At 64.6% G+C, this 22,334-nt stretch carries 21 protein-coding genes and 1 riboswitch; of the genes, 7 read left to right on the plus strand and 14 right to left on the minus strand.

Features of this window, described 5'->3' with window-relative positions:
- Window positions 1-3: 3 nt before the first annotated feature.
- Window positions 4-1,068 (minus strand): ATP-dependent DNA ligase, encoded by a 1,065-nt coding sequence (locus PYR64_RS17940; RefSeq protein ID WP_275776777.1) that lies wholly within the window; start codon window positions 1,066-1,068, stop codon window positions 4-6.
- Between the two features lie 46 nt (window positions 1,069-1,114).
- On the opposite strand from PYR64_RS17940, the gene PYR64_RS17945 reads away from it, so the two are divergent.
- Entirely contained in the window at window positions 1,115-1,345 is a 231-nt protein-coding gene (locus PYR64_RS17945) for a hypothetical protein (protein ID WP_275776779.1), read from the plus strand.
- Window positions 1,346-1,473: 128 nt separating this feature from the next.
- Window positions 1,474-1,624: riboswitch (cyclic di-AMP (ydaO/yuaA leader) on the plus strand.
- A 15-nt stretch (window positions 1,625-1,639) separates the two neighbouring features.
- Window positions 1,640-2,800 (plus strand): hypothetical protein, encoded by a 1,161-nt coding sequence (locus PYR64_RS17950; RefSeq protein ID WP_275776781.1) that lies wholly within the window; start codon window positions 1,640-1,642, stop codon window positions 2,798-2,800.
- 267 nt (window positions 2,801-3,067) lie between these two features.
- Here PYR64_RS17950 and PYR64_RS17955 read toward each other — a convergent pair whose 3' ends face one another.
- Window positions 3,068-4,282: a helix-turn-helix domain-containing protein gene (locus PYR64_RS17955; RefSeq protein WP_275776782.1), complete on the minus strand. Its 1,215-nt coding sequence runs from the start codon at window positions 4,280-4,282 to the stop codon at window positions 3,068-3,070.
- 208 nt (window positions 4,283-4,490) lie between these two features.
- Between PYR64_RS17955 and ald the strand changes: the two genes are divergently transcribed.
- On the plus strand, window positions 4,491-5,609 hold the full coding sequence (gene ald / locus PYR64_RS17960; protein WP_275776784.1) for an alanine dehydrogenase: 1,119 nt from the start codon (window positions 4,491-4,493) through the stop codon (window positions 5,607-5,609).
- Between the two features lie 119 nt (window positions 5,610-5,728).
- Here ald and PYR64_RS17965 read toward each other — a convergent pair whose 3' ends face one another.
- From PYR64_RS17965 to PYR64_RS18005, 9 genes are all read right to left on the minus strand, one after another.
- The gene (locus tag PYR64_RS17965; RefSeq protein ID WP_275776786.1) at window positions 5,729-6,526 is read right to left on the minus strand and encodes a hypothetical protein; all 798 of its coding nucleotides are present in this window, start codon (window positions 6,524-6,526) and stop codon (window positions 5,729-5,731) included.
- Window positions 6,523-7,074: a sigma-70 family RNA polymerase sigma factor gene (locus PYR64_RS17970; RefSeq protein WP_018779854.1), complete on the minus strand. Its 552-nt coding sequence runs from the start codon at window positions 7,072-7,074 to the stop codon at window positions 6,523-6,525. The genes PYR64_RS17965 and PYR64_RS17970 overlap by 4 nt, the downstream gene beginning before the upstream one ends.
- 89 nt (window positions 7,075-7,163) lie before the next feature.
- A complete protein-coding gene (locus PYR64_RS17975) occupies window positions 7,164-7,892 on the minus strand; it encodes a hypothetical protein (RefSeq protein ID WP_275776790.1) in 729 nt (242 codons plus the stop codon).
- Between the two features lie 133 nt (window positions 7,893-8,025).
- Complete coding sequence (locus PYR64_RS17980) at window positions 8,026-9,081, minus strand: Gfo/Idh/MocA family oxidoreductase (RefSeq protein ID WP_275776792.1); 1,056 nt, start codon at window positions 9,079-9,081, stop codon at window positions 8,026-8,028.
- Window positions 9,082-9,273: 192 nt separating this feature from the next.
- Window positions 9,274-11,001, minus strand: a complete 1,728-nt coding sequence (locus tag PYR64_RS17985) for an ABC transporter family substrate-binding protein (protein WP_275776794.1) — start codon at window positions 10,999-11,001, stop codon at window positions 9,274-9,276.
- A 76-nt stretch (window positions 11,002-11,077) separates the two neighbouring features.
- Window positions 11,078-13,237, minus strand: a complete 2,160-nt coding sequence (locus tag PYR64_RS17990; RefSeq protein ID WP_018779850.1) for an ABC transporter ATP-binding protein — start codon at window positions 13,235-13,237, stop codon at window positions 11,078-11,080.
- Window positions 13,237-14,205, minus strand: coding sequence for an ABC transporter permease (locus PYR64_RS17995; protein WP_018779849.1), 969 nt, complete (start codon window positions 14,203-14,205; stop codon window positions 13,237-13,239). Before PYR64_RS17995 ends, PYR64_RS17990 begins: the two co-directional genes overlap by 1 nt.
- Window positions 14,205-15,188 (minus strand): ABC transporter permease, encoded by a 984-nt coding sequence (locus PYR64_RS18000; protein ID WP_018779848.1) that lies wholly within the window; start codon window positions 15,186-15,188, stop codon window positions 14,205-14,207. The genes PYR64_RS17995 and PYR64_RS18000 overlap by 1 nt, the downstream gene beginning before the upstream one ends.
- A 309-nt stretch (window positions 15,189-15,497) precedes the next feature.
- Window positions 15,498-16,112: a TetR/AcrR family transcriptional regulator gene (locus PYR64_RS18005; RefSeq protein WP_055973619.1), complete on the minus strand. Its 615-nt coding sequence runs from the start codon at window positions 16,110-16,112 to the stop codon at window positions 15,498-15,500.
- Between the two features lie 124 nt (window positions 16,113-16,236).
- Between PYR64_RS18005 and PYR64_RS18010 the strand changes: the two genes are divergently transcribed.
- Both PYR64_RS18010 and PYR64_RS18015 read left to right on the plus strand, forming a co-directional pair.
- Window positions 16,237-16,806: an NAD(P)H-dependent oxidoreductase gene (locus PYR64_RS18010; RefSeq protein WP_018779846.1), complete on the plus strand. Its 570-nt coding sequence runs from the start codon at window positions 16,237-16,239 to the stop codon at window positions 16,804-16,806.
- 168 nt (window positions 16,807-16,974) lie between these two features.
- A complete protein-coding gene (locus PYR64_RS18015) occupies window positions 16,975-17,835 on the plus strand; it encodes a GerMN domain-containing protein (protein WP_275776798.1) in 861 nt (286 codons plus the stop codon).
- A gap of 37 nt (window positions 17,836-17,872) precedes the next feature.
- On the opposite strand, the gene PYR64_RS18020 is transcribed toward PYR64_RS18015, so the two are convergent.
- The 3 genes from PYR64_RS18020 to PYR64_RS18030 form a co-directional block, all read right to left on the minus strand.
- Complete coding sequence (locus tag PYR64_RS18020) at window positions 17,873-18,412, minus strand: hypothetical protein (RefSeq protein ID WP_110506035.1); 540 nt, start codon at window positions 18,410-18,412, stop codon at window positions 17,873-17,875.
- The gene (locus PYR64_RS18025; RefSeq protein ID WP_275776801.1) at window positions 18,393-19,433 is read right to left on the minus strand and encodes a hypothetical protein; all 1,041 of its coding nucleotides are present in this window, start codon (window positions 19,431-19,433) and stop codon (window positions 18,393-18,395) included. The genes PYR64_RS18020 and PYR64_RS18025 overlap by 20 nt, the downstream gene beginning before the upstream one ends.
- Before the next feature lie 99 nt (window positions 19,434-19,532).
- Window positions 19,533-20,381, minus strand: a complete 849-nt coding sequence (locus tag PYR64_RS18030; RefSeq protein ID WP_055973546.1) for an isocitrate lyase/phosphoenolpyruvate mutase family protein — start codon at window positions 20,379-20,381, stop codon at window positions 19,533-19,535.
- Between the two features lie 111 nt (window positions 20,382-20,492).
- Here PYR64_RS18030 and PYR64_RS18035 point away from each other — a divergent pair, with 111 nt between their 5' ends.
- Window positions 20,493-21,800, plus strand: coding sequence for a PLP-dependent aminotransferase family protein (locus PYR64_RS18035; RefSeq protein WP_275776804.1), 1,308 nt, complete (start codon window positions 20,493-20,495; stop codon window positions 21,798-21,800).
- A complete protein-coding gene (locus PYR64_RS18040) occupies window positions 21,797-22,225 on the plus strand; it encodes a universal stress protein (RefSeq protein WP_018779839.1) in 429 nt (142 codons plus the stop codon). The genes PYR64_RS18035 and PYR64_RS18040 overlap by 4 nt, the downstream gene beginning before the upstream one ends.
- The last annotated feature ends 109 nt before the right edge of the window (window positions 22,226-22,334 follow it).

Raw genomic sequence — 22,334 nt, forward strand, 5'->3', positions numbered from 1 at the left:
CCACTACGGCAGGCTCAGGATCTCCCCAAGGTCGTACTCCGCAGGCTCTTCCAGCTGCGAGTACGTGCAACTTTCAGGAGTCCGGTCCGGCCGCCACCGACGGAACTGCGTCGTGTGGCGGAACCGGTCACCCTCCATGTAGTCGTAGGCCACCTCGATCACCAGTTCGGGGCGCAGCGGCACAAAGGAGAAGTCCTTTCCGGCGCTCCACCTGCTCTGCGCCCCGGGCATCCGTGACCCCCCGGGCGAATCGTCCTGCTTGGCCCACTCGCCCCACGGATGGTCGCCGAGCTCCACTTGATAGGGCTCAAGCTCCGCCACCAACGCCTCCCGCTTTGCCATGGGGAATGACGCCACGACGCCGACGTGATGAAGCCGGCCGGAGTCGTCGTAGAGCCCCAGGAGCATCGACCCCACAACTTTCGCGGTCTTGTGCCAACGGAACCCGGCCACCACGCAATCGGCTGTCCGCTCATGCTTCGTCTTGAACATCACCCGCTTGTTCGGCTGGTAGGTGCCGTCGAGCGGTTTCGACAGCACGCCGTCGAGGCCTGCTCCCTCAAGCTGCACGAACCATTCCTTGGCGCGCCCCAGGTCCGTCACCGCAGGCGTTACGTACACAGGAGGCCGGGCGTCGGCGAGGGCTTTCTCCAAGGCCGCGCGCCGCTCGGCGAAGGGCCGGCCGGTCAGATCCTCGTCGCCGAGGGCAAGCAGGTCGAACGCCACCAGGGACGCAGGCGTCTTCTCCGCAAGCATCCGAACCCGGCTGTCCGCGGGATGGATTCGCTGCTGCAGCACGTCGAACTCAAGCCTGTTGCCCTGGATCAGGATGATCTCGCCGTCTACAACGCACTTGTCCGGAAGGTTCTTCTTCAGCGCTTCCACCAGCTCCGGGAAGTAGCGGGTCATGGGCTTTTCGTTGCGGCTGCCCAGGACGATGTCGTCCCCGTCCTTGAAGACGATGGTCCGGAATCCGTCCCATTTGGGCTCGTAATGCCCAACGTCGGGGATGTTCGGGACGGACTTGGCGAGCATGGGCGAAACGGGCGGCATCACTGGTAGGTCCATAGCTCATGTCTACCGGCCAGTACGTGCCCAAGGCTAGTGTTGGCGGATGGACATCTTAGCCGTGTTGGCAGCAGTGCTCGGAGCTCCCGCGCTCATGGGCGCGCTTTGGTACTGGATTGCGCGGGAGAACAAGCGCGGCGTCCGGCGGGCCGCAGCAGGCGGCTTGCTGGGGATCGCAGACGAAGTCTTCCGCCCTGCCACACATCAGGCCCACCAGGTCCGGAAAATCGAACACGAACTCCCCGCCCCCGCACCGGCCCCGAAGCCTAAGCGGTAGCCCCCTCCCGCGGGGGCAGAACTACCGCCCGTTACATTAATGTGACTTTACTTTCCGCCTCCTGTACGGTCGTAGGGCGACCCGATCTCCGCTGGGCCGCTTCTGGATTGACGCCGGGCTCTGCCGCAATCCAGGATCCGCCAGACCCGCGGCAGAGACGGGGGACCCACAGTTTCCCGGGCTTGTTTTCTCCGCAAGCCCTTGGGGTGAAGCCGCCACGCGCGGCCGGACGGCCTCGTCCGAACCCGACAGCTAACCTCGCAGGCGTTGAGAGGCACAACCATGTCCCCAACCATGGATAACCCACGCCGCGCGCAACTCGAGCGCGAGCGCACCAAGCCAACCGGACGCCGTCGGGCCCAACCCAGCGGATCCCCGGAACCAGCCACGACGGCGATCCCCACCGTAACGGCACCCACTCCGGCATCACCCGCTACGGCTGCGCCCACCACGCGGGCTGCGGCCCGGGCCGCTGAGCGTGAGCGTGCGGCAAGGGCTGTGATCGCCCCTGCCGAGCCGAAGGCAGCCCCTGCGCTTCCGGAGCCGGCAACCGCAGCGATTCCGGTAGTCGAAGCCGCGCGGGCCGCAGCTCCGGCATCCACCACACCAGGGCCTCCCACGTCAGCCATTCCCGTGGTTGCCGCCCGCAAGGCAGCCACCCGCGGGGAAGCCGGAGCCGAAGCGGCCGCCCCGTCCCCGGCGGCATCCCGCAAGACACCTCCGCCGGTGACGGCATCAACCCTCGGCACCACCTCCTCATTTGGCCGCGAACCCCAAGCTGTTCTGCGGAAAGCAGCGTCGGTGAAACACATGAGCCAGCGCATGGCAGTGGTTGCCGGAGCGCTGGGCCTGGTACTGACTGCGGGAACCGTCGGGCAGGCACTGGAGCTTCCGTTCTTCGGTCAGGAAAGTCCGGCCCAGGAAGCCAGCGGCGGCCAGAGTGGCGAGGACCGCCAACCGGGCTCGGCAGCCCCTGCGCCCCGGGCTTCCTACACCACAGCGTCCTCCCCGTCGTCGTCGGGTCAATCGTCATCCGAAGCAGGCCAACCGGCGACGGTACCGGAGGCGACGGTTCCAGAAGCGCCTGTGGCGGTTTCGCCGTCGTCGGTTCCTTCACCGCACGTCTCCCTGGCAGCCCCTGTCTGGGTCCCCTCGGCGTCCGCCCCGGCAGTCGCAGCGCCGTCCCCCGTAGCCGGCACTCCGGCTCCGACCCAACCTGCGCCGGCGCCCGGCGACGTGCCCTCGGACACGATCACGACACCGCCGGCAACACCGACGCCCACCACGACGCCGACGCCGACCACCACTCCCACGCCGACCCCGACGCCAACACCGACGGGAACGCAAACGGCAAAGCCCCGGCCCACCGGCAAGCCCACCGCAGGCACGTCGCCTCAGCCGCAGGCGTCCACCTTGGAATCGCTCCTTGACGCCGCACAGAAGGCACTGCAGTGAGCACGCGGTTGCCCCGCACCAACGTGCACACCGGCTGGCACGGGCGGTACTGCAGCAGCAGCCGCACGGCAACGTTCAGGCGCCGTTTGGGCCGCTGGAGTTGCCAGCGGCTGAGGCGCTCCTGACGCGTCCCCCGCGAACGGCCAGGCAAGCGCATCGGCATCAGATAAGGCAGGTACCCGCGCGGGTACCTGCCTTATCTGTTTCTTACGTTGAGTCTTGCCGGTGCTTAGATCCGCGGGTCCGGGCTTAGATCCGCGGTCCGGCTCAGATCCGCGGCCTGCCGGCCCAGCGCCGCGCCTTCAAGGCAGCATGCAGTTCAAGCCGGATGGCACCGTTCAAGGGATCAGCACCGATGAGCTGGCGGATGCGTCCGAGCCTGTTGTAGATGCTGCTCCTGTGGAGGTGAAGTTTCGCGGCGACATCCTGCACGGCACTGTCGTTGTCGTAGAGAAGCTCCAGGACCGGCAGGAGCTCGCCGTTTTTGTCCTGGTCCTCAAGCGTCCGGAAATGCACCGAGCCGGTATCGTCCCAGCCGCCCGGTGCCAGCAGGCGGTCAAAGAGCTGGTACACGCCCACGGAACGGCTGTCCACCAGTTCCCCGAGCTGCGCATCCACGGCCGCCGCCTGCGCAGCAACCTTGGACTGCCGGTACGCCCCCGCGAGCTGCCTGATCACCTGGAAAGGTTCGCTGATCCCCAGGATGACGCGGTCCACGGTCCGGCCGGCACGCTTTGCGAGCTCAAGCTGGTAATGGACCAGGACCTGCGCGTGGTCTGCCCGTCCTCCGGATTCCCGGAACAGGACCACCGAGTGGGTTTCCGTGCCCGCGCTGAACAAAGCCGCGTTCACGCCGATGGTGGACTGCAGCGCGGCTGTTCGGTGCGTGAGGGTTGCCGCGATGGGATCGACGTCGGACCGGGCACCTTCGGCGTCAAGGATCGTCACCAGTTGCCACGGGCCGCGGCCTTGGATCTCCTTCCACCCCGCGACGGCCGCCACGGCGTTCGATTCGCCGCCACAGGCCGAGAGGAACTCCTGCTCACGCCGGCGCCGGAACTCGGACTCGGCCGTGTTCGAGTCCAGGAGCAAGCCCGCCAACAGGTCCAGTTCGTCCCGGACGCCGGGCAACTGGGCGAGGATCGCCGTCGCGCTTTGCTCCTCAAGGTCCTGTTGCACCCACAAGTACCCCACACGGAAACCGCGGACCAACAAGGGGACACAGACGCGGCCGAGCATCCCGAGTTCGTCGTTGGCGGGCACCACCACGGGGCGCACGGCGGTGGAGATGCCGTGCGAGAGCTGCCAGGCGCTGACGTCGCTGGGGACGCGCTTGCTGAGCAGGAAATTCACCCGGACGCGGTCTGCGTGGGATTGGTTGGAACTGTAGGCGAGAAGAACGCCGTCGAGGTCCTCCAAGGACAGTCCGCGGCCGAGCTTCAGTGCTACGCGTTCAACGATCTGTTCCACGTCTTGCTGCATCCGGAAAGCGTACCAACAGCAGGCGACACCTGACGCCTTGGTGCTCGACAAATGTCGAGCTTGACGGCAGGAGTTCCTTGAATTTCCGGGGTTTTGATCCCGGGCCGGTTGGGAATCCATGTCGCCTGCCTCACAGCCGGATTTATTCTGGAATCACAGCCCGCAGCAAATATTCGGCCGAACAGGCCGCTAACGATGGAGCCAGCAAATGATCATCGGCGTCCCCAAAGAAATCAAGAACAACGAGTTCCGCGTAGCCATCACGGCCGCCGGCGTCCACGAATTCCGCACCCACGGACACACCGTTCTGGTTGAGCGCGGCGCAGGCCTCGGCTCGGGCATCACCGACGAGGAATACTCGATCGCCGGCGCCGAAATCGTCAACGAAGCCGATGACGTCTGGGGCCGCGCGGACATGGTGATGAAGGTCAAGGAACCCATCGCGGCCGAGTACCACCGCTTCCGCAAGGGCCTCATCCTCTTCACCTACCTGCACCTCGCCGCAGAGCCCGAGCTCACCGCAGAGCTCATCAACTCAGGCGTCACGGCCATCGCGTACGAAACCGTACAGGAAGGCCGCACCCTTCCCCTGCTCGCCCCGATGTCCGAGGTCGCGGGCCGCCTCTCCGTAGTTGTGGGCGCTTCCTCGCTGATGGCTCCGGCCGGCGGCAAGGGTGTCCTCCTGGGCGGCGTACCGGGCGTCCGTCCGGCCAAAGTTGTTGTCCTCGGCGCCGGCGTTGCGGGAACCAACGCTGCCGCCATGGCGCTGGGCCTTGGTGCTGATGTCACCATCATGGACATCAACATCAACCGGCTGCGCGAACTGGACGCCCTCTACCAGGGCCGCCTGAAGACCGTGGCCTCCAACGCCTACGAGATCGAGAAGTCAGTCATCGACGCAGATCTCGTGATCGGCTCCGTCCTGATCCCGGGCGCCAAGGCTCCCAAGCTGGTCACCAACGACCTCGTATCCCGCATGAAGCCGGGCTCGGTCTTGGTGGACATCGCAGTGGACCAGGGCGGCTGCTTCGAGGACACGCACCCCACCACCCACCAGGAACCGACGTACAAGGTCCACAATTCGATCTTCTACTGCGTTGCCAACATGCCTGGCGCTGTTCCGAACACCTCCACGTACGCACTGACCAACGTCACCCTGCGCTACGCCGTGGCACTGGCCAACCTGGGCGTCAAGGCCGCCTTCGACCGCGACCCCGCCCTGGCCGCCGGCCTCAACATCGCCGCAGGCCACGTGGCACACCACTCCGTTTCCGAGGCGCACAACCTGCCCCTCGTCAACGACTGGCACAGCCTGGTCTCCGCCTAAGCAGCCAACCACGACGGCGGGGTGCGGCTCCACGTGAAGCCGCACCCCGCCGTCGTGGTTTAACGCCTGCCGAGTGACAGTTAATGCCAATGTTCCCGAGGAACATTTGGCATTAACTGTCACTTCGCTGGGACTTTCGGGGCTTCCGGGACCGGGGGAATCAGCTGGGACGGGACCGGGACGGGGATGTCCGATGGCCCGAGCTTCGAGGGATCAAGCTTTGAGGGGTCGATCTCCGGAGGCGTGACCGGCAACGAGGGAGCCGTGGGGAGCACACGCTTGCCGGGGTCGGGCTGCGACGGGCTCTTGGGATCCTGGGATGGGTTTCCGGGCGTCGCCGGGTGCGGTTCAGGGTGAGGTATCCCGTCGGGGTTCCCGGGATCCGCCGGGCTGGGGCTGGCCTGTCCCGGAACCACTGCCGGTTGGCTGTCCTGATGTGCAGGGCCGGGTTCCGGGGTCGATCCCGCAGGAGCGGCGGGTTGCGGCGCATTGCCCGCGCCGGGAGCCAGTTGTGAAACCACCGAACCGATGGCCGCGCCAAGATGCTGGAAAGCTCCGGGAATCCCGCCCTCGGAGGCGGCAGCCGCTGTGGCGCCACCGGCCAGCGACACCGCCACGGCGAGGCCCGCAATGGCTGCGCGCCTCTTCTTCCACCGCCGTGCAGCCAACTCATCTGTTGCCGGGGTTTGCTCGGGTGCCGGGACTTGCGGCGTTACGGCAGCGGGTCTGGTAACCATCGCCCCACCCGCCATCAGCGCACGAACGGCCTCGGACGGAATTGGAGCAGTGTCGGCCAGGGAGCGCAGCTCGAGAAGTTCGCTGCGGAGGTCCGTGCTGCCCTCAAGCCCGGCGTCGGCCAGCAGGGAATCGATGGCCTGCTGGTCCTTGCCGCGACCGGGTGCGGTGTATTTGCTCATGATGTGCCGTTCCTTAGTAGCGCACGTTTCTTCAATGCGCCCAATGCCCTGCGCTGCAGCTGTTTCACGGACCCTTGGGATTTGCCCATGATGTCCGCAGTTTCTTCCACCGACAGGTCAGCAACGACCCGCAGTGCCAGGACCTCCCGATAATCCTCGGTCAGGTCCTCCAAAAGTTCCGTAACCCCCAGGCCGGACGCCCTTCCGAATGCCTGCTCTTCGGCCGACGGTGAGCGCCGGGTGTCGAAGTCGGCCTCGTACGGCGTGGAATCGGGGGTACGTTCGCGCTTCCGGTAGTGATCCACCAGCCGGGCGTGCGCAATGGTGAACAGCAATGTCTTGGCTCCCTGCAACCCGCCGTGGAGGGTCTCCAGTTTGGGGTAGAGGGCAAGGAAGACGTCCTGCGTTACGGCCTCGGGATCGTCCACGCCGCGTGCTTTGAGATAGCCAAAGACCGGTCCGGAGAAGGCGTTGTAGGCAGCAGTGAAGAGCAGCGCGGGATCATCGTGATCCGCCTGCACATATTCATCAGCCAAGGGTTCAAGCACCCGTGGACGCCTCCCATCCCGCGTTATGAGGCAGGGCTCCTTGTCATCAAGCCAAGGAGCCCTGCCTTTAAACCGTAGCCGTTTTCCGCTTAGCGGACAGAATCGACGGGTGCTCCGTGAACAGCCGGCAGCTCAGTGGGGACCTGGGTAGGCAGCGACGGTACAGCCGGGACTGCAGGCACGGCGGGCACTGCGGGAGTGGCCGGAACAGCCGGGACGGCAGGCGTGGCCGGAAGTCCGGACGTAACGGAGGCATCGGCGTCGGCGTCTGCCTTGGCGTTGCCGTCAGCCTTGAGTCCGGCAGCCTTGCCGGCTTCCACCACGGCTTCGCAGTGCGCCTCGACGTTGGCCTCGCCACCGGCAGCAATGGTCAGTGACTTGAAGCCGGCAACCTTGGTGTCGGCCTTCAAGCCGCCGTTGAGGAAGGAAGTGCACAGTCCGAATGCTTCAGGCGACGTGGCATCTTCGAGGGCTGCCTTGGCGTCGTTGATTGCGTCACCGGCAGCGCCGCTGACTTCGCCCTTGGCATCCTTCGCGGTTGCCTTGCCGGCTTCTGCGGCGTCACTCGCTGTTGCCTTGGCGGTCTCGACGGCGTCTGCCGCCTTGGCCTGGGCAGTTTCCGCTGCGTCGGCTGCTTCACCGGCAGTTCCGGCAGCGAGGGGGGCAGGTGCACCTACGACGTCGTGGGCGGTCTGCTGGATTTCGGTGGGAAGAGCGCCATTGAAGGCAGCGACGCCGGTTCCGCCGACAGCAACAGCTCCGGCAGCCAGGACGCCTGCGGCGACTTTGCTGGTGGCAAGGACAGTGAACAAGGACATGAATTCCTCCGACAAACGATTTTGGGATTGCCCCGGCAGCTGTTGGGTGGCTGCCGGATGATCAGCGTGCGGACGTGGCCCGCACTCCCTTTACATCGCTGGGGGCGTTGGTGAGGTTACGCCTCGTGCAGATTTATTTTTTTCGGGCCAGATCCCGGGCCTGCTCAATGAGTTTCAGGACCTCCACTGAGTCCGCCGGATCCACAGGTGCCGGATGCGCGGAGGCGGTTCCGCCGTCGTCGAGCTTTTCCGCGAGGAAGCGATAGAACTCCGGGTAAGCGCCGCGCTCGGTGGGGATGGTGGAGCGCTGGCCGTCCACCTCCAGGATGCCGTAGTCCTCTTCAGGCTCGACGCCGTACTGCGGGTCCGTGGGCAACCCGCCACCCAGGACAAACGGCTCCTGGGGGTCCGTGCCGAACTTCGCGAAAGCACCCTGCGTGCCCAGGATCCGGAACCGCGGGCCGTGCAGGTGGCTATTGAGGTTGATGGTGACGTGGGTGATTACACCGGAGTCGTGCCGGAGGACAAGGAAGACGTCGTCGTCGGCGTTCTCCTGGGGGCGGCGGGCAGCAATTTCGGAGTAGGTGACCGTAGCCGGGCCAAAGAACCGGAGGGCGAGGTCCAGGACGTGGGTCCCGAGGTCGAACAGGACTCCACCGCCGTCCTCCACCGTGGCCCCGGCTTTCCAGGCTTTTGCAATTTCCGGCGCCCACCGCTCCATGCCTACCTCGAACCGGGTGACGGTACCCAGCGTCCCGGCGTCGAGCAGTTTCCGCACGGTGAGCGCATCGCCGTCCCAGCGCCGGTTCTGATACACCGTGAGGACCCTGCCCAGCCTGGCTGCCAGCTGGATCAGTTCCTCGCCTTGCGCACTGTAGGTGACGAACGGCTTATCGACGACGACGTCGAGCCCGGCTTCCAGCGCGGCTTTAGCAAGCGGGTAGTGGGTTGCGGGCGGTGTGCCGAGGACGATGAGGTCCAGTTCATCGGCGAGGGCCAGGGCGTCGGCAGGGGTGTTGACGATCTTCGCCCGGGGATAGCGTTCCTTGGCCTTGGCCTGCCGTTCCGCGTCCGAGGTGGCGATGACGGCGAGCTCATAGGCAGGGTTGGCGGAGATGTAGGGCGAGTGGAAGACACTGCCTGAAAGTCCAAAGCCTGCGACTGCGGTACGGATCGGCTGGGAAGTCATGACCCTAGGCTACCGATCCTCGCTCACGTAATAGCCCCTTTCCGGCAACCCTCCATCACCGGGTGAGCAAGCGATTGGCTCAAGCACCCGGAACGTGAGCAAGCGATTGGGACGGCGAAGGCCGGAAACCTCCGCGAACCGATGATCAGGTTCAGGGAGATTCCCGGCCTTCAGGAAACTACGGCTGTTGGGCTACTTCTTGGCGCCCTTTTCCCAGCCGAGGGTGGTCCAGTCCGGAACGTTGGAGAGGCTCTTGAACAGGGACGGGCCGTAGTTGGCCAGGCCCTTGTGCACGAACTGGATCTCCGGGCCGTTCAGCACGGTTCCCATGGAGAAGTACTTCTCCATGTGCTTCTTTTCGACCTCCATGGCCGCCTTGTTGCGCTCGGTGTCGTCGGCGATCGTGGCAAGGCGCTTGATTTCGGCGTCGAGCTCAGCATCGCCCAGGCCGTTCTCGTTGGTGGTGGAGTCGTAGTACTGCTTCACGGCGTCCGTTGCGTCCGCACCCACGGTGTAACCGGAGATGGTCACATCGAACTCGCGGGATCCAACCACCTTGCCGAAGTCGGCGTCACCGCGCTGGTCAATGCCAACATCCATGCCGGCTGCCTGAAGCTGCTTCTGCAGGGTCTGGGAGGTTGCAGCCGTGGTGGGATCGTCACCGAAGTTGGTGATCTTGAAGGAGACCGGAACGCCGTCCTTGGCCATGATTCCCTTGTCGTTGGCCGTGTAGCCGGCGTCAGTCAGGACCTTCTTGGCAGCCTCAGCGCCCGTATCCTTCACGGGGTAGTTGTCCTGGTAGTACTCGGAGAACGGCATGAGCATCATGGAGCCCGAGCTCTCTTCGGACCAGTTCAGGCCGTTGAAGCGGACGTCGCGGATGGCCTTGCGGTCCACGGCGGTGAAGATTGCCTTACGCACGGCAACGTCCGTCAAGGCCGGGCGCTTGGCGTTCAGGTTCAAGCCACCAGCGAAGAGGCGCTGGCCGCGGCGAACGTCAGCGTCCTTGGTGCCCTCGAGCTGCTTGTAACGGCCAAGAGTACGGCCGCTCGTCGCGTCGATCTCACCATTCTTGAACGCTGCGATGGTTGCGCTCGGCTCCATCTGGCGCCAGATGACCTTCTCGAGAACCGGCTTCTGGCCCCACCATTTGTCGTTCGGGACCATCGTGACGGTCTTGGCAGTGGTGTCGTAGTTCTCCACCTTGAACGGACCGGCCATCCATTCAGGGTGCATTTCTCCCGCGAAGCCTTTGTTGAAAATCTCGGGTGTATTGATGGCGGGGTGGATCAGGCCGAAGAAGAGACCTTCAAGGGGGAAGACGGGCTGGGTTGTGGTGACGATGACTTCTTTGTCGTTGGCACCGGCCTTGACCGAATCCACGAAGGCGTAGGCACCAGCGGTGACGATGTCGATGGACTTGTCTTCGCCGCGGAGCATCTTCCACGTGTTCTCGAAGGTCTTCACATCAATGGGAGTGCCATCGTTCCAGGTCGCCTTGTCGTTGACCTTGATGGTGATGGTCTGCTTGCCGTCCTTGACTTCGCTGGTCACCGATTCGCAGAAGTCCTTGTTCGGCTCTGCCTTGCCGTTGAAGTCCAACTTCCAGCAGCCGCCGATGCCGCCGCTGCTGATCGCAGCGGTGTTGACCGGAGTCATCACGGCCGAAGTATCAGCGCTGTTGCCCACGTTGGAGAAGCCGTTGAAGTCCGGGCCAATGCTTCCGACGGCCAAAGTGACCGTGCCGCCCTGTTCCAGATCCTTTGCTTCTTTGGCGTTGACGCTAATCAGTTTGCTGATGTCGCCGCCACTCTCTTCTGCCTTCTGGGAGGCAGGACCCGACGGCGTTCCCCCGCCGCAAGCGGTCAGCATGAGCGTTGCTGCGAGTGCTACGCCGCCGATCGTCGTGTACTTCTTCATGGTTTGCCCTTCATGTTTACGACTGAAATATCTTTGCGAGTTGAGACCAGGGATTTATTCAATGCGTCATATGTCGTCAGGCATGCACCACCAGCATCTCGGCATCCAGCTCTCCGTCCGGGAAGAAGCAGGCAAAGTCCTGCGCGCCCTCCGCCTCGGAAGTCAGTGGCGGCTCCAGAGTAAGGCACTTCTCCTGCTTTGCGGCAGGTAGCGCGGCAAACACCGGGCAACGTGTAGCGAAGTTACAACCCTTGGGCGCATCAAGCGGGCTGGGCAGGTCACCCTGCAGGATGATGCGTTCGCGGGTACGTTCCAGGTTCGGGTCCGGAACCGGGATCGCGGACAGCAGGGCCCGGGTGTAGGGGTGCCGGGGGTTGTCGAAGACGTCGTCCACGTTCCCGGTTTCCACGATCTTGCCCAGGTACATCACGGCCACCCGGTCCGAGATATGGCGGACGACCGAGAGGTCGTGGGCGACCATGAGGTAGCTGAGGCCAAGTTCGGCGCGGAGCTTGTCCAGCAAGTTGATGACCCCGGCCTGGACGGACACATCCAGCGCGGACACGGGTTCGTCCAGGACAACCAGCTTGGGGTTGACTGCGAGCGCCCGGGCTATGCCGATGCGTTGCCGCTGGCCGCCGGAGAACTGGTTGGGGAAGCGGTTGACGTGGTCAGGCTGCAGGCCCACCAGCTTCATGAGTTCCATGATGCGTTTCCTGATGGCGGCCTTGGGCATTCCCAGGTTCTCCAGGGGCTCGGCCAGGACCTCGTACACGGTGAAGCGTGGGTCCAGGGCACCCGTGGGGTCCTGGAAGACCATCTGCATTTCCTTGCGCATGGCCATTTTGGTCTTGTGGTCGGTGGCTACCTTGTTGCTGACACCGCCGATGACCACTTCGCCCACCTGGTCCGGATGGAATTCCATGATCTCCAACAGCGTGGTGGTCTTGCCGCAGCCTGACTCGCCCACAATGGAGACGCACTCGCCCTCGCGGATGTCGAAGCTGAGCCCGTCCACGGCCTTGACCGTGCCGATCCGCCGTTTGATGAGAGCACCCTTCAGCAGGGGGAAGTGCTTCTTGACGTCCTTGAGTTCCAGGACCTTGTCGCGTTCGGTGCGGGCAACGCCGTCGAACTTGGAAACCGGTTTGGGCGGCGCATGGAAAATCCGGTGCGCGTCCGCATTGCCGGAAAGCTCGCCGGATTTGATGCAGGCTGCCTTGTGGTCCAACGTCCCGGTCTCGGATCCGGGTACTGAAATGAGCTCCGGCTCGCCGTGCAGGCAGGCGTCGCTGACCATGGGGCAACGGGCCGCGAAGGAGCACCCCGTCACCGGCAACGCGAGGTTGGGTGGGGTCCCCTCGATGGGAACCAGCGACTGCTTGGTGGCTGTATCCACGCGCGGGACAGCACCCAGCAGGCCCAGCGTGTAGGGCATCCGGGGGTTGTAGTAGATGTCCTCCACAGTGCCGGTTTCCACGGGCTTGCCCGCGTACATGACCATGATGTCGTCGGCCATGCCGGCGACCACGCCGAGGTCGTGCGTGATCATGACGACGGCGGCGCCGGTCTCCTCCTGCGCGGTGTGCAGGACTTCGAGCACCTGCGCCTGGATGGTGACGTCGAGCGCCGTCGTGGGTTCATCAGCGATGAGTACCCGCGGATCGTTGGCGATCGCGATGGCGATCATGACGCGCTGGCGCATACCACCGGAGAACTCGTGCGGGAAGGCCTTCAGCCTGTCCTTGGGGCTCGGGATCCCCACCATGCGCAAGAGGTCGACGGCGCGGGCTTCTTTGGCCTGCTTGCTCATGGTCGGGTTGTGGACCGTCAGCGCCTCGATGATTTGGTTGCCCACTGTGTAGACGGGCGTCAGCGAGGACAGCGGATCCTGGAACACCATGGCGATGTCGCTGCCGCGGTGCTTGCACATTGCTTTGTCGCTCAGGCCAAGGAGTTCCTTGCCCTTGTAGCGGACGGAGCCTGTGATGTCAGCGGTTTCGGGGAGGAGACCCATGATGGCCATGGACGTCACGGACTTGCCGGAGCCGGATTCGCCCACGATGCCCAGGGTCTTGCCTGGCATGAGGTCGAAGTCGACGCCTCGGACAGCGTGGACCACGCCGTTCTCGGAGTTGAAGCGGACGTTCAGGTCGCGGACGCTGAGGACGGCGTCGCCGGGGGCGTAGAGTCCGGCGTCGCGGAGGCGCTCGGCGGGAGTGGTGTTGGTGCTCATCAGTTGGCCACCTTCGCAGTCTGGGGCTTGGTCCGCTTCGCCCGGCCGATGGAGCTGGAGCTGGGGTCGAAGGCGTCACGGAGTCCGTCGTTCATCATGGCCAGCGAACCGGTCAGCAGGAACATGACAGTGAGCGGGACCCAGAACATCCACGGGAAGGAGGACACCTGGCCCGTAGCCTGGCCGATCAGGACACCGAGGCTGACGTCAGGGAGTTTGATGCCGATGCCGATGAAGGAGAACGCCACTTCGGCCAGCACGGCACCGGTGATGCCTCGGGTGAAGTCGAGGACCAGCAAGGAGCCGATGTTCGGGACCAGGTGGCGCCACACGATGCGGCGGGACGGGACCCCCATGTACTTGGCGGCTTTGACGTAGTCGCGCTGCATGAGCGACATCGACAACGAGCGCACCAGGCGGGCGGTACCCATCCAGCTGAAGAACAGCAGGACGACGATCAGCAGCAGCCAGCTGGGAAGGTTCTTGAGCCCGCCGCTGCCGCTGGTGGCCACCGCCACTACCAGGATGGCGGGCATCATGATGAGCGCCTCCAGGATGAACAGCATGGTGGCATCCACCTTGCCGCCAAAGAAGGCCATGGTGCAGCCGTAGACCGCCGAGATCACGACGGACACGCCGCCCACGATCAGGCCGATGAAGATCGAGATCCTGGTGCCCTCGACAATGAGCGCCATGAGGTCGATACCGGCCTGCGTGGTGCCCAGGAGATGATCCGGCGACGGACCCATGCCGATGTTCAAAGGATCGATGGTGTCCTTGTCCCATGGAGTCAGGAATCCGCCGAACAGGGAGAACAGGAAGAGCGCCAGGAAGATGAACAAACCGGCGACGGCGGTCCGGTTCCGCATGAAGCGACGGAAGATGATCCGGGACTTGCCGATGACCACGTCCTGGTCGGCTACACGGGACTCGTCGATTTCGGCGATCGGGTCAATGATGTTTGTCATTACTGGACCCTCACTCGTGGATCGACCAGCGTGGTGGCGAAGTCGGCCAGGATGGCGCCGATTGCGAAGATGACTGAGCCATAGGCCAGCGTGGCAGTGGCAACGTTGACGTCCTGCAGGCCGATGGACTGGATGCTCCACAGGCCGATGCCCGGCCAGGCGAAGATGGCCTCGGCGAAGAAGCCGCCCGTGAAGATGGCGGGAATGGTGAATGCGATGCTCTGGGCCACCGGGATGAACGAGACACGCAACGCATGCTTTCGGATGGCCTGGTTGCGGGTGAGGCCCTTGGCCCGGGCAGTGCGGACGAAGTCTGCGTTTACGTTGTCCAGGAGGTATTGCCGCTGGGCGATTTGGTAACCGGCCCAGCCGAAGACGGTCATCGCGAAGGTGGGCACGGCGTAGTGGGCCACAAGGTCAACGAAAGCGGGCCAACCCGGGTCTATTCCCGGCGTCGAAATTCCCGTCACGAAGAAGATGCGCTCGCCGACAGCCTCATTGATGCTGATGGCACCCAGCTGCACCAGGAAGTAGGCAATGGGTGCGGGAAGGATGTGGACCAAGTAGCTGTAGGACGTGATGGCGCGGTCCTGGAACTTGTATTGCCGTGCTGCGGAGTAAACGCCCAGCGCCACTCCGATGATCAACGTCAGGATGATCGAGGCGATGAACAACCGGGTGGAGACCATGACTCGGTCCGCGAACTCTGCGTTGACGTACGCGCCGTTTGGGCTGCGGCCCCAGTCCCAGCGGGTGACGATGCCACCGAGCCACTGGATGTAGCGTTCCCAAGGGTTCAAGTCCGGGTCCAAGCCCAGTCCACGGAAAGACGCAGCTACCTGTTCAGGGGTTGGCCGGGGGATCTTCTCTTGTTCCAGGACGGCCGGTTTAAGCGATGAGACGGCCAGGAAATACCCGGCGCTGGTGGTCAGGAAGATCATGATCAGGTAGATGCCTGAGCGCTTCAGCAGATATTTCAGCATGTCGGGTGGCTGCCCCGAATCGTGGCAAATCTCAAAGCTCGTCCTTCCGCGGTTCCCGGCTGTGGCCGGCGTCAGCTACGAATTGATGCAGCGGGTTCTTGGTGTCCCCCACACCCCTTCAGTGATCACCAGCCCTGTATGGCATGCGTCACATTCAAGAGGAAACTACCACAATAACTGCTTCACGTTTTGCTTCCGGGCGGCCAGTTTCGCGCCTGCAGCCAGATTGTTATGTGCAGACTGCGTCACGAAAACGGCAACGACGCCACTTGGGAAGCCATAAGCCGGGACCCCAGCGGGAACTTCGAGCTAGGTGGTCTTCAGGAGCCGGGTGATGAGTTCACGCCAGGAGTCCGTGAGGCGCCGCGGCGAAATGCCCCGAACGCGCACGTCGTCGACGATCCGCTCAGGGTCCAGGGCGTAGGTCAGGGACATGGCCATAACCCAGGGATCCGCGATGCCCGCCTCCCGCAGCAGGACCTCCATGTGCCGGTGCGAAAGCTTCGTCGCGGGGACATCGAATCTGTTGCGGGTTGCCGCGCCGGCAGCCTTCAGAAGCTCACCGTTTTCCAGGACGAAATAGATCCGCCCTTCACCGAAAGCCACCAAGCGGTCTTCTGGCGACGCGCCCGGGCCCAACGGCGGAGGCCCGAACATGAAGCCGCGCTGGAATTCGGACTCGGCGTCACTGAGCAGGGTCATCATGAGCCCGGCCCGGCTGCCAAACCGCCGGAAGACGGTGCCTTTGCCCACCTTCGCTTTGCACGCGAGGGCGTCCATGGTCAGCGCGTCGGCGCCGAACTCGTCCACCAGCTCACGGGCAGCGCACAGCAAGCGCTCGCGGTTCCGCGCGGCGTCGCTGCGTTCGTGCGGCAGTCCTGGCGTCCCCAAGGGCGCGTCAGGCTGGAGGGGGATGAAGCTCACAAGAAACATTCTAGACCCGGGAATAGAAACCGGACCGTAGTCCGTTTAGTATCGGTGAAGGCTCCAAAGCCCCAGAAACCGCAGGCCGGGTTCCCACAGACCCGGCCAGACACAAGGAGACAGCATGTCCAAGAGCACCGTTCTGACCCTCGTCGGCAGCCTCCGCGCCGATTCCCACAACAAGAAGCTCGCCGAAGCCATCCAGCTGAACGCGCCCGAGAACGTTGACGTCCAGATCCACGACTCCCTGGGCAACATCCCGTTCTACAACGAGGACATCGACGTCGAAGGCCAGGTTCCCGCCGAAGCCGCAGCCCTCCGCGCCGCAGCAAACGACGCCGACACCATCCTGCTGGTCACCCCCGAGCACAACGGCACTGTCCCCGCTTCGCTGAAGAATGCCATCGACTGGCTGTCCCGCCCCTTCGGCGCCGGCGCCCTCTCTGGCAAGCCGACCGCCGTCGTCGGAACCGCCTTCGGCCAGTACGGCGGAGTCTGGGCACAGGACGAAGCCCGCAAGGCTGTCGGCATTGCCGGCGCGAAGGTCCTCGAAGACGTGAAGCTGGCCGTCCCGGGGTCCATGATCCGCTTCGCTGAACTGCACCCCAAGGACGACGCCGAGGTCGTAGAGCAGATCAAGGGCATCTTCGAGCCGCTGACCGCCGCCCAGGAAGACGAAGAAGCAGCAGCCTAGTTTTCCGGTTGCCCTGCCCCTGCTCCGCTTCTTGCGGGGTGGGGGCATTCGTCTTTCCGGCCGTCAGTCTTTCCGGCCGACGCCGGGGTGCGTGATCAACTCTTGTCCGAACCGTCACCATAGCGGCATTACGCGCTCCGGGATCCCGTCCTAACGTTGGAAGTACAGGTGGACGGACAGGAGCGCGGGGCTGTCATGCATGCCGGACGGGGAACCAGGAGTACGACGGCGATCACAGCTGCGTGCCTCGGTTTGGCGCTCTGGTTGGCCGGCTGCACCCCGGCCCCGGAAGCTGTCACGTCACCAACGCGCACCTCCCTCCCCACGGTCACCCTGCCATCGCCTGCCGCACCCAGCCTGTCCGCGGCTCCTGCCCCGTCCACTGACCCGCCTGCTGCCGTTGCCTCGGCTGCGGGGATTCCCTCGGTTGCCGTCCCAGCGGCACCGCCTCCTGCAGCACCATCCCCTGACCCCACTGCGACTGCTGCTCGTGCCCCTTCTTCGGCTCCGTCCAGCGGCCCACCGGGTACGAACACGCCGCTTCCCGCCGTCGAGCCTTCGCCTGAACCCGGCACCAGCGCCCCCGAACCATCAGCGACGGCCACGGTAGTCCCGGTGGGTTCCGGCGGTTCCGGCCCGGCGGTGTACTACGTCGCTATCGACGACGGCGGGGCGCGCGGCGTGCGGTTCGGCTGCAACGACAGCCTGGTTCCGGTACGTGGAGTGGAAGTTCCGGGCGATCCTTTGTCCGTGGCCCTGGGGCGCTTGCTGGAAGCCGGCATGCCCGTGAACAGCGACGCTGCTCTCTACGACTCGCTCGCGGACTCTTCGCTGAAATTTCTTTCCGGCTACATGAGTGGATCCACGGTTGTGGTGAACCTCAGCGGATCACTCCGACCCGCCGGAGTCTGCGACATTCCCCGGATCCAGGCCCAGCTGACCCACACCGTTGTATCGGCCACGGGGGCGTCGCGGGCCGAGATCTACGTCAACGGACGCACCCTCACGGAGGCACTGAGCGTGCGCTGAGGGTTGCGTTGCGTACGTGGCGGAGGGGCGGGAGCGGCTAGGCCGTTGCGATCGCCAGCACCCGCCTGAGAGCCCAGGCCACGCGCAACAAAGCCAGTACTGAGGCGAACGTCAGCAGTAAGGTCACAGCCTCGGGAATCCACAGGCCCGTCCGCGCGTCACCTTCGAGGACAACCGTGACCAACGCTGCAACCACCAGAAGTCCCAGCCCGGGAATGGCGAACAGGAACACTTCGCCGATCTGGCGGCGGTGGGTAGCTGACAGCCTCTCCAGCGGGAGCTCGCGCTGGCCCGGCGCAGACTTTTTCCCCAGCACATTGATCAGCATGGAGACACTCGTGAGGGTGAGCCCGGCTGTGGCTCCGGCCAAGGTGGCCAGGGTTTGAAACAAGGCCCGCCGCGCACCGGGGTCCACACGTTCCAGCAAGAGAGGTTGTCCGGCCATGGCAGCGATGCCCACCCAGAGGGTGAGGGCCAAGGCAGCCCACAGGTAGTCGGCTGTTGGATGCAGCAGGAACCAACGCCACAACGGCCTGCGGCGGCCAGGGCGGTCAACGTCAACCTCGTACAAGCTCATGACCCGACCCGTCCTGGGGCTCCCCGGCTCCTTCGGCTCTCACTAATGCCGCGGCGAGAGCTGCACGCACGGTGGCCATCCCGCCTGCGACCAGGTCCGGTACCAGACTGGAGTCAGCAGTTCCCTTGACGTCCGGCAACGTCCTGGCGAAGAACGGCTCGTTGTCCCTGGCCTGCTTGTTGAGGATCGCAATGGCCTCCGCGGTGGACTTCTGCGGGTCGTTGAAGACGTCCGGGTCCACTTCGATGTGCGAGATGAACCGCTCCTTCAGCAGGTCCACCACCTCGCGGTCACCGGTCAGGGAGTCCTTTCCCTCCGCCACCACGTAGTCGAAATGCTCCACGGAACCTGCCTGGCGGAAAAGATCGATCAACCGTTGAATGCGCTCCCGGATCCGCCGCTTATCATTGGCACTTCCTGACCTGCCGACGCTAAGGGAGATCCGGAAGGTTCCTTGGTTCATCAGGCGCGAGGCACTGTCCAGAACGTCAGCCCATTCGCCTTCCATCAGCTTTCCCGACAGACGCTCGGCGGGCAGGGCAAACTCGAAACGGCTCACCTCCAGCCGGTCAAGGATTTCCTCGATGTCTTCCCTCACCACGGGAACCAGAACGGGTTCCAATCCCAGCATCCCCTCCAGGTACTCCCCCATCCTGGACGCCCTGGGGCCGTTTCCAGTGGTAAGCACAGCCATCACGTTGCGCTTGAGGAAGGCGAAGTAGGTGGTTTCCAGCAAATGATCCCCGGGCCCCAGGGGCAACGGCTTCCGCCTGCCCAGCGCATCGCCAACACTGGGCAGATTGGTATCCCGGACGCGGTCGAGAAGCAGCACCGGATAGGGCGATGTTGCTACCGCCTGGGCAAGCATCACTGTCCCGTCCGCACTGGTGAAATGTCTGTCCGTCCCGGCTTCCCGGGCCTTCATCAGGACTTCGGCCACGCGGCGCGCTGGGAACGGACGGACGAGATTGGCGCCGTTCAGTTGCTCGATCCGCCAGAACTGCACACTGCGCCGTGCCATGCGCCCCTCCCTTCGCCGCGATGCCTTCTTTCTGTTCCCAAGCTATCGGCGGGGTCCGACATTAAAGCCGGGCACCGTCGTCGTGCGTTTAGTGCCGGTTCACAGGCTGTATTTGGGACCCTGTTCGAACAACGCATCCATTTCGTCATGGCTGCGGGTGCCGGCGAGACCTGCCCAATTTCCGTCCCCCAGAATCTCCTTGGCCACTCGCGCCACCTTGGCGTAAGCCGCCTTGGCCGTGTTGCCGCCGATGCTGACGCGACGGACACCGGCGTCATGCAGTTCAAGGGGCGACGGCGCCCCAACTCCAGCCAGCGCATTGAGCGGCGCCGGGATTTGGCTGGAAAGTTGGTGCAGGACGTGCAAATCAACGACGCCGGGCACGAAGATCCCGCTGGCCCCTGCGGTGAGGTACGACTCGGCACGGCGAAGGGTTTCCTCGTAGGCGGTGTCCGCGAAGCGGCCTGAAAGATAGGTGTCGGTGCGGGCATTGATGAACAACGGGATCCCGCGCTCGTCGGCGACCAGGCGGATCAATGCGATCCGGCGCGATTGCTCGTCGATATCGGTGAGCGGCTCGGCAGCCGAGTCCTCGATGTTGATCCCCACGGCCCCGGCGTCCAGGACGGCGTGGACCGTGGCCCGGAGCTCGTCATCGGTACGTCCGTAGCCCGTTTCGATGTCCGCCGTGACCGGCAGCGTGGTCGCGCCCACCACCCGGCCCAGTGCGGCCATCGCCAAACCCCACGGCACATGGTCCCCATCCCGGAAGCCCAAGCTCCAGGAGACGGCGGAGCTTGAGGTGGCGATCGCCGTCGCACCGGCTTCCTGGACGACGCGGGCGGAGGCCGCGTCCCACACGTTCACGAGCACCAGCGGCGTGGGCCCGGCGTCATGGAGTTTGTGGAACTGTTCGGCCTTGGTCACGGATCCCCGGTGCGCTGTCATAGCTACATTCCAACCGCTCACATCCGTGGCGTAAAGCTCGGCCTCAAAATGCATGTCGGATTCGAAAACAAGTGTTGCCTAATTAGCAACATCGGGGAGTATCCTGAGACTGTGACCCACGAAACATTGGATGCCGGCGCAACGCTGCCCGCTGAAGCCATCGACGCCATTGAGCGGGCCGCCACGGCCGCTCACCCGCACGAGGAACTGTTCTCCGCGCGGGCCGCCAACATCAAGCAATCCGCTGTCCGCGATGTCTTCGACATCTCCATGCAACCCGGCCTTGTCTCCCTCGCCGGAGGCAACCCCTATCTGCAGTCGCTGCCCCTGGAGAAGCTCGGCCAGACCGCCGCGCGGATCATCGCAGAGGAGGGCATGACCGCCCTGCAATACGGCGGCGGCCAAGGCACGGAAGAACTGCGCGCGCAGATCTGCGACATCATGGCCGCCGAAGGCATCACCGACGCCCGGCCCGAAAACGTCGTCATCACGGCCGGATCGCAGTCCGCGCAGGATGTCGCCACCAAGGTCTTCTGCAACCCCGGAGATGTGGTCCTGGTGGAAAACCCCACCTATGTGGGCGCCCTGAACACATTCGAGGCGTACCAGGTGCAGGTGGAACCTGTGGAAATGGACGACGACGGCCTGGTACCGGAGCTGCTCGCGGCCAGGATCGCGGCACTCCAGTCAGAGGGCAAGAACATCAAGTTCCTCTACACGATCCCGAACTTCAACAACCCCTCCGGAATCACACTGGCGCAGGAACGCCGGCAGCGCATCGTCGACATATGCCGCGAAGCGAATATTATCGTCCTCGAGGACAACCCCTACGGACTCCTGCGTTTTGACGGTCATCCCATCGCCCCCATGCGTGCGGCGAACCCGGATGACGTGATCTACCTCGGGTCCTTCTCCAAGATTTTCGCCCCCGGACTGCGGATCGGCTGGGCGCTGGTTCCCGCCCATCTGCAGCGGCGCTTCTACCTGGCGTCCGAGGCCGTGACGCTCTGCCCGCCACCGCTGAACCAGATGATGGTCTCGGCCTATCTGCGCGATTACGACTGGCAAGGACAGATCGACACGTACCGGACGCTCTACTCCGAGCGTTGCGAGGCCCTGCTGTCCGCGCTGGACGAGTACATGCCCGAGGGACTCTCGTGGACCCGGCCGGCCGGCGGCTTCTTCGTGTGGGTCACCCTGCCCGAGGGCGTGGACACCTATCCGCTCCTCGGAAAGGCGATCGACGCCGGCGTCGTCTTCATCCCCGGTGCAGCCTTCTCGCCCGCCGACGGCCCCTCCAACAAACTGCGCCTCGCCTTCAGCGCGGTGCCGCCGGATACCATTGCCGAAGGCGTGCGACGCCTGGCACCTGTCCTGGCAGAAGCCATCAAAGCCACCACTGAAGGAGCAGCACAATGACCGGAGTTGTGATTGTAGGAGTCGACGGCAGCGAGACGGCGATGAGGGCGGCGCAGGCAGCACAGCAGCTGGCGCTCGGACTGGGAGCCAGCCTGCGCGTTGTCAGCGCCTTCGACAGCAACCGGACCGAGGTGGTTGAAATCGGCACCGACAAGTGGATCGTGTCCGACGCCGCCGAAGCCGAAACCGTAGCCCGCACCGTAGCCGAGCGCCTCGCTCACGAAGGCCTCGAAGTGACCTACTCCGCAGCCCGCGGCAAGCCGGGCGAGGCCTTGGTCAAGGAGGCCGAGATGCAGGACGCCCGCCTGATCGTCGTGGGCAACCGACGCATGCAGGGCCTGGGCCGCGTCCTCGGCAGCGTGGCCAACACGGTAGCCCACACGGCCCCCTGCGATGTGTACATCGCCAAGACCGACCAGCCCTAAAGCGAGCTGAATCACTGCGCCGGGTGGGGAGACTCACCCGGCGTTTGGCGTATTTCGGGCCGGTCAGCAAACCGAACCGTTATAAAATCGAGATGCCCCCAATGGCGTG

Source organism: Paenarthrobacter sp. Y-19, from assembly GCF_029223985.1.
GTDB lineage: Bacteria > Actinomycetota > Actinomycetes > Actinomycetales > Micrococcaceae > Arthrobacter > Arthrobacter nicotinovorans.

Excerpts from the sequence above, each read along its gene's own strand:
- PYR64_RS17965 (WP_275776786.1), bottom strand. The coding sequence starts at position 6,526 with ATGAGCAAATACACCGCACCCGGTCGCGGCAAGGACCAGCAGGCCATC.
- PYR64_RS17950 (WP_275776781.1), top strand. The coding sequence starts at position 1,640 with ATGGATAACCCACGCCGCGCGCAACTCGAGCGCGAGCGCACCAAGCCA.
- PYR64_RS17985 (WP_275776794.1), bottom strand. The coding sequence starts at position 11,001 with ATGAAGAAGTACACGACGATCGGCGGCGTAGCACTCGCAGCAACGCTC.
- PYR64_RS17975 (WP_275776790.1), bottom strand. The coding sequence starts at position 7,892 with ATGTCCTTGTTCACTGTCCTTGCCACCAGCAAAGTCGCCGCAGGCGTC.
- PYR64_RS17980 (WP_275776792.1), bottom strand. The coding sequence starts at position 9,081 with ATGACTTCCCAGCCGATCCGTACCGCAGTCGCAGGCTTTGGACTTTCA.
- PYR64_RS17990 (WP_018779850.1), bottom strand. The coding sequence starts at position 13,237 with ATGAGCACCAACACCACTCCCGCCGAGCGCCTCCGCGACGCCGGACTC.
- PYR64_RS18030 (WP_055973546.1), bottom strand. The coding sequence starts at position 20,381 with ATGACAGCGCACCGGGGATCCGTGACCAAGGCCGAACAGTTCCACAAA.
- PYR64_RS17955 (WP_275776782.1), bottom strand. The coding sequence starts at position 4,282 with ATGCAGCAAGACGTGGAACAGATCGTTGAACGCGTAGCACTGAAGCTC.
- PYR64_RS18010 (WP_018779846.1), top strand. The coding sequence starts at position 16,237 with ATGTCCAAGAGCACCGTTCTGACCCTCGTCGGCAGCCTCCGCGCCGAT.
- PYR64_RS18040 (WP_018779839.1), top strand. The coding sequence starts at position 21,797 with ATGACCGGAGTTGTGATTGTAGGAGTCGACGGCAGCGAGACGGCGATG.
- ald (WP_275776784.1), top strand. The coding sequence starts at position 4,491 with ATGATCATCGGCGTCCCCAAAGAAATCAAGAACAACGAGTTCCGCGTA.
- PYR64_RS17945 (WP_275776779.1), top strand. The coding sequence starts at position 1,115 with ATGGACATCTTAGCCGTGTTGGCAGCAGTGCTCGGAGCTCCCGCGCTC.
- PYR64_RS17995 (WP_018779849.1), bottom strand. The coding sequence starts at position 14,205 with ATGACAAACATCATTGACCCGATCGCCGAAATCGACGAGTCCCGTGTA.
- PYR64_RS17940 (WP_275776777.1), bottom strand. The coding sequence starts at position 1,068 with ATGGACCTACCAGTGATGCCGCCCGTTTCGCCCATGCTCGCCAAGTCC.
- PYR64_RS18020 (WP_110506035.1), bottom strand. The coding sequence starts at position 18,412 with ATGAGCTTGTACGAGGTTGACGTTGACCGCCCTGGCCGCCGCAGGCCG.
- PYR64_RS18025 (WP_275776801.1), bottom strand. The coding sequence starts at position 19,433 with ATGGCACGGCGCAGTGTGCAGTTCTGGCGGATCGAGCAACTGAACGGC.
- PYR64_RS18000 (WP_018779848.1), bottom strand. The coding sequence starts at position 15,188 with ATGCTGAAATATCTGCTGAAGCGCTCAGGCATCTACCTGATCATGATC.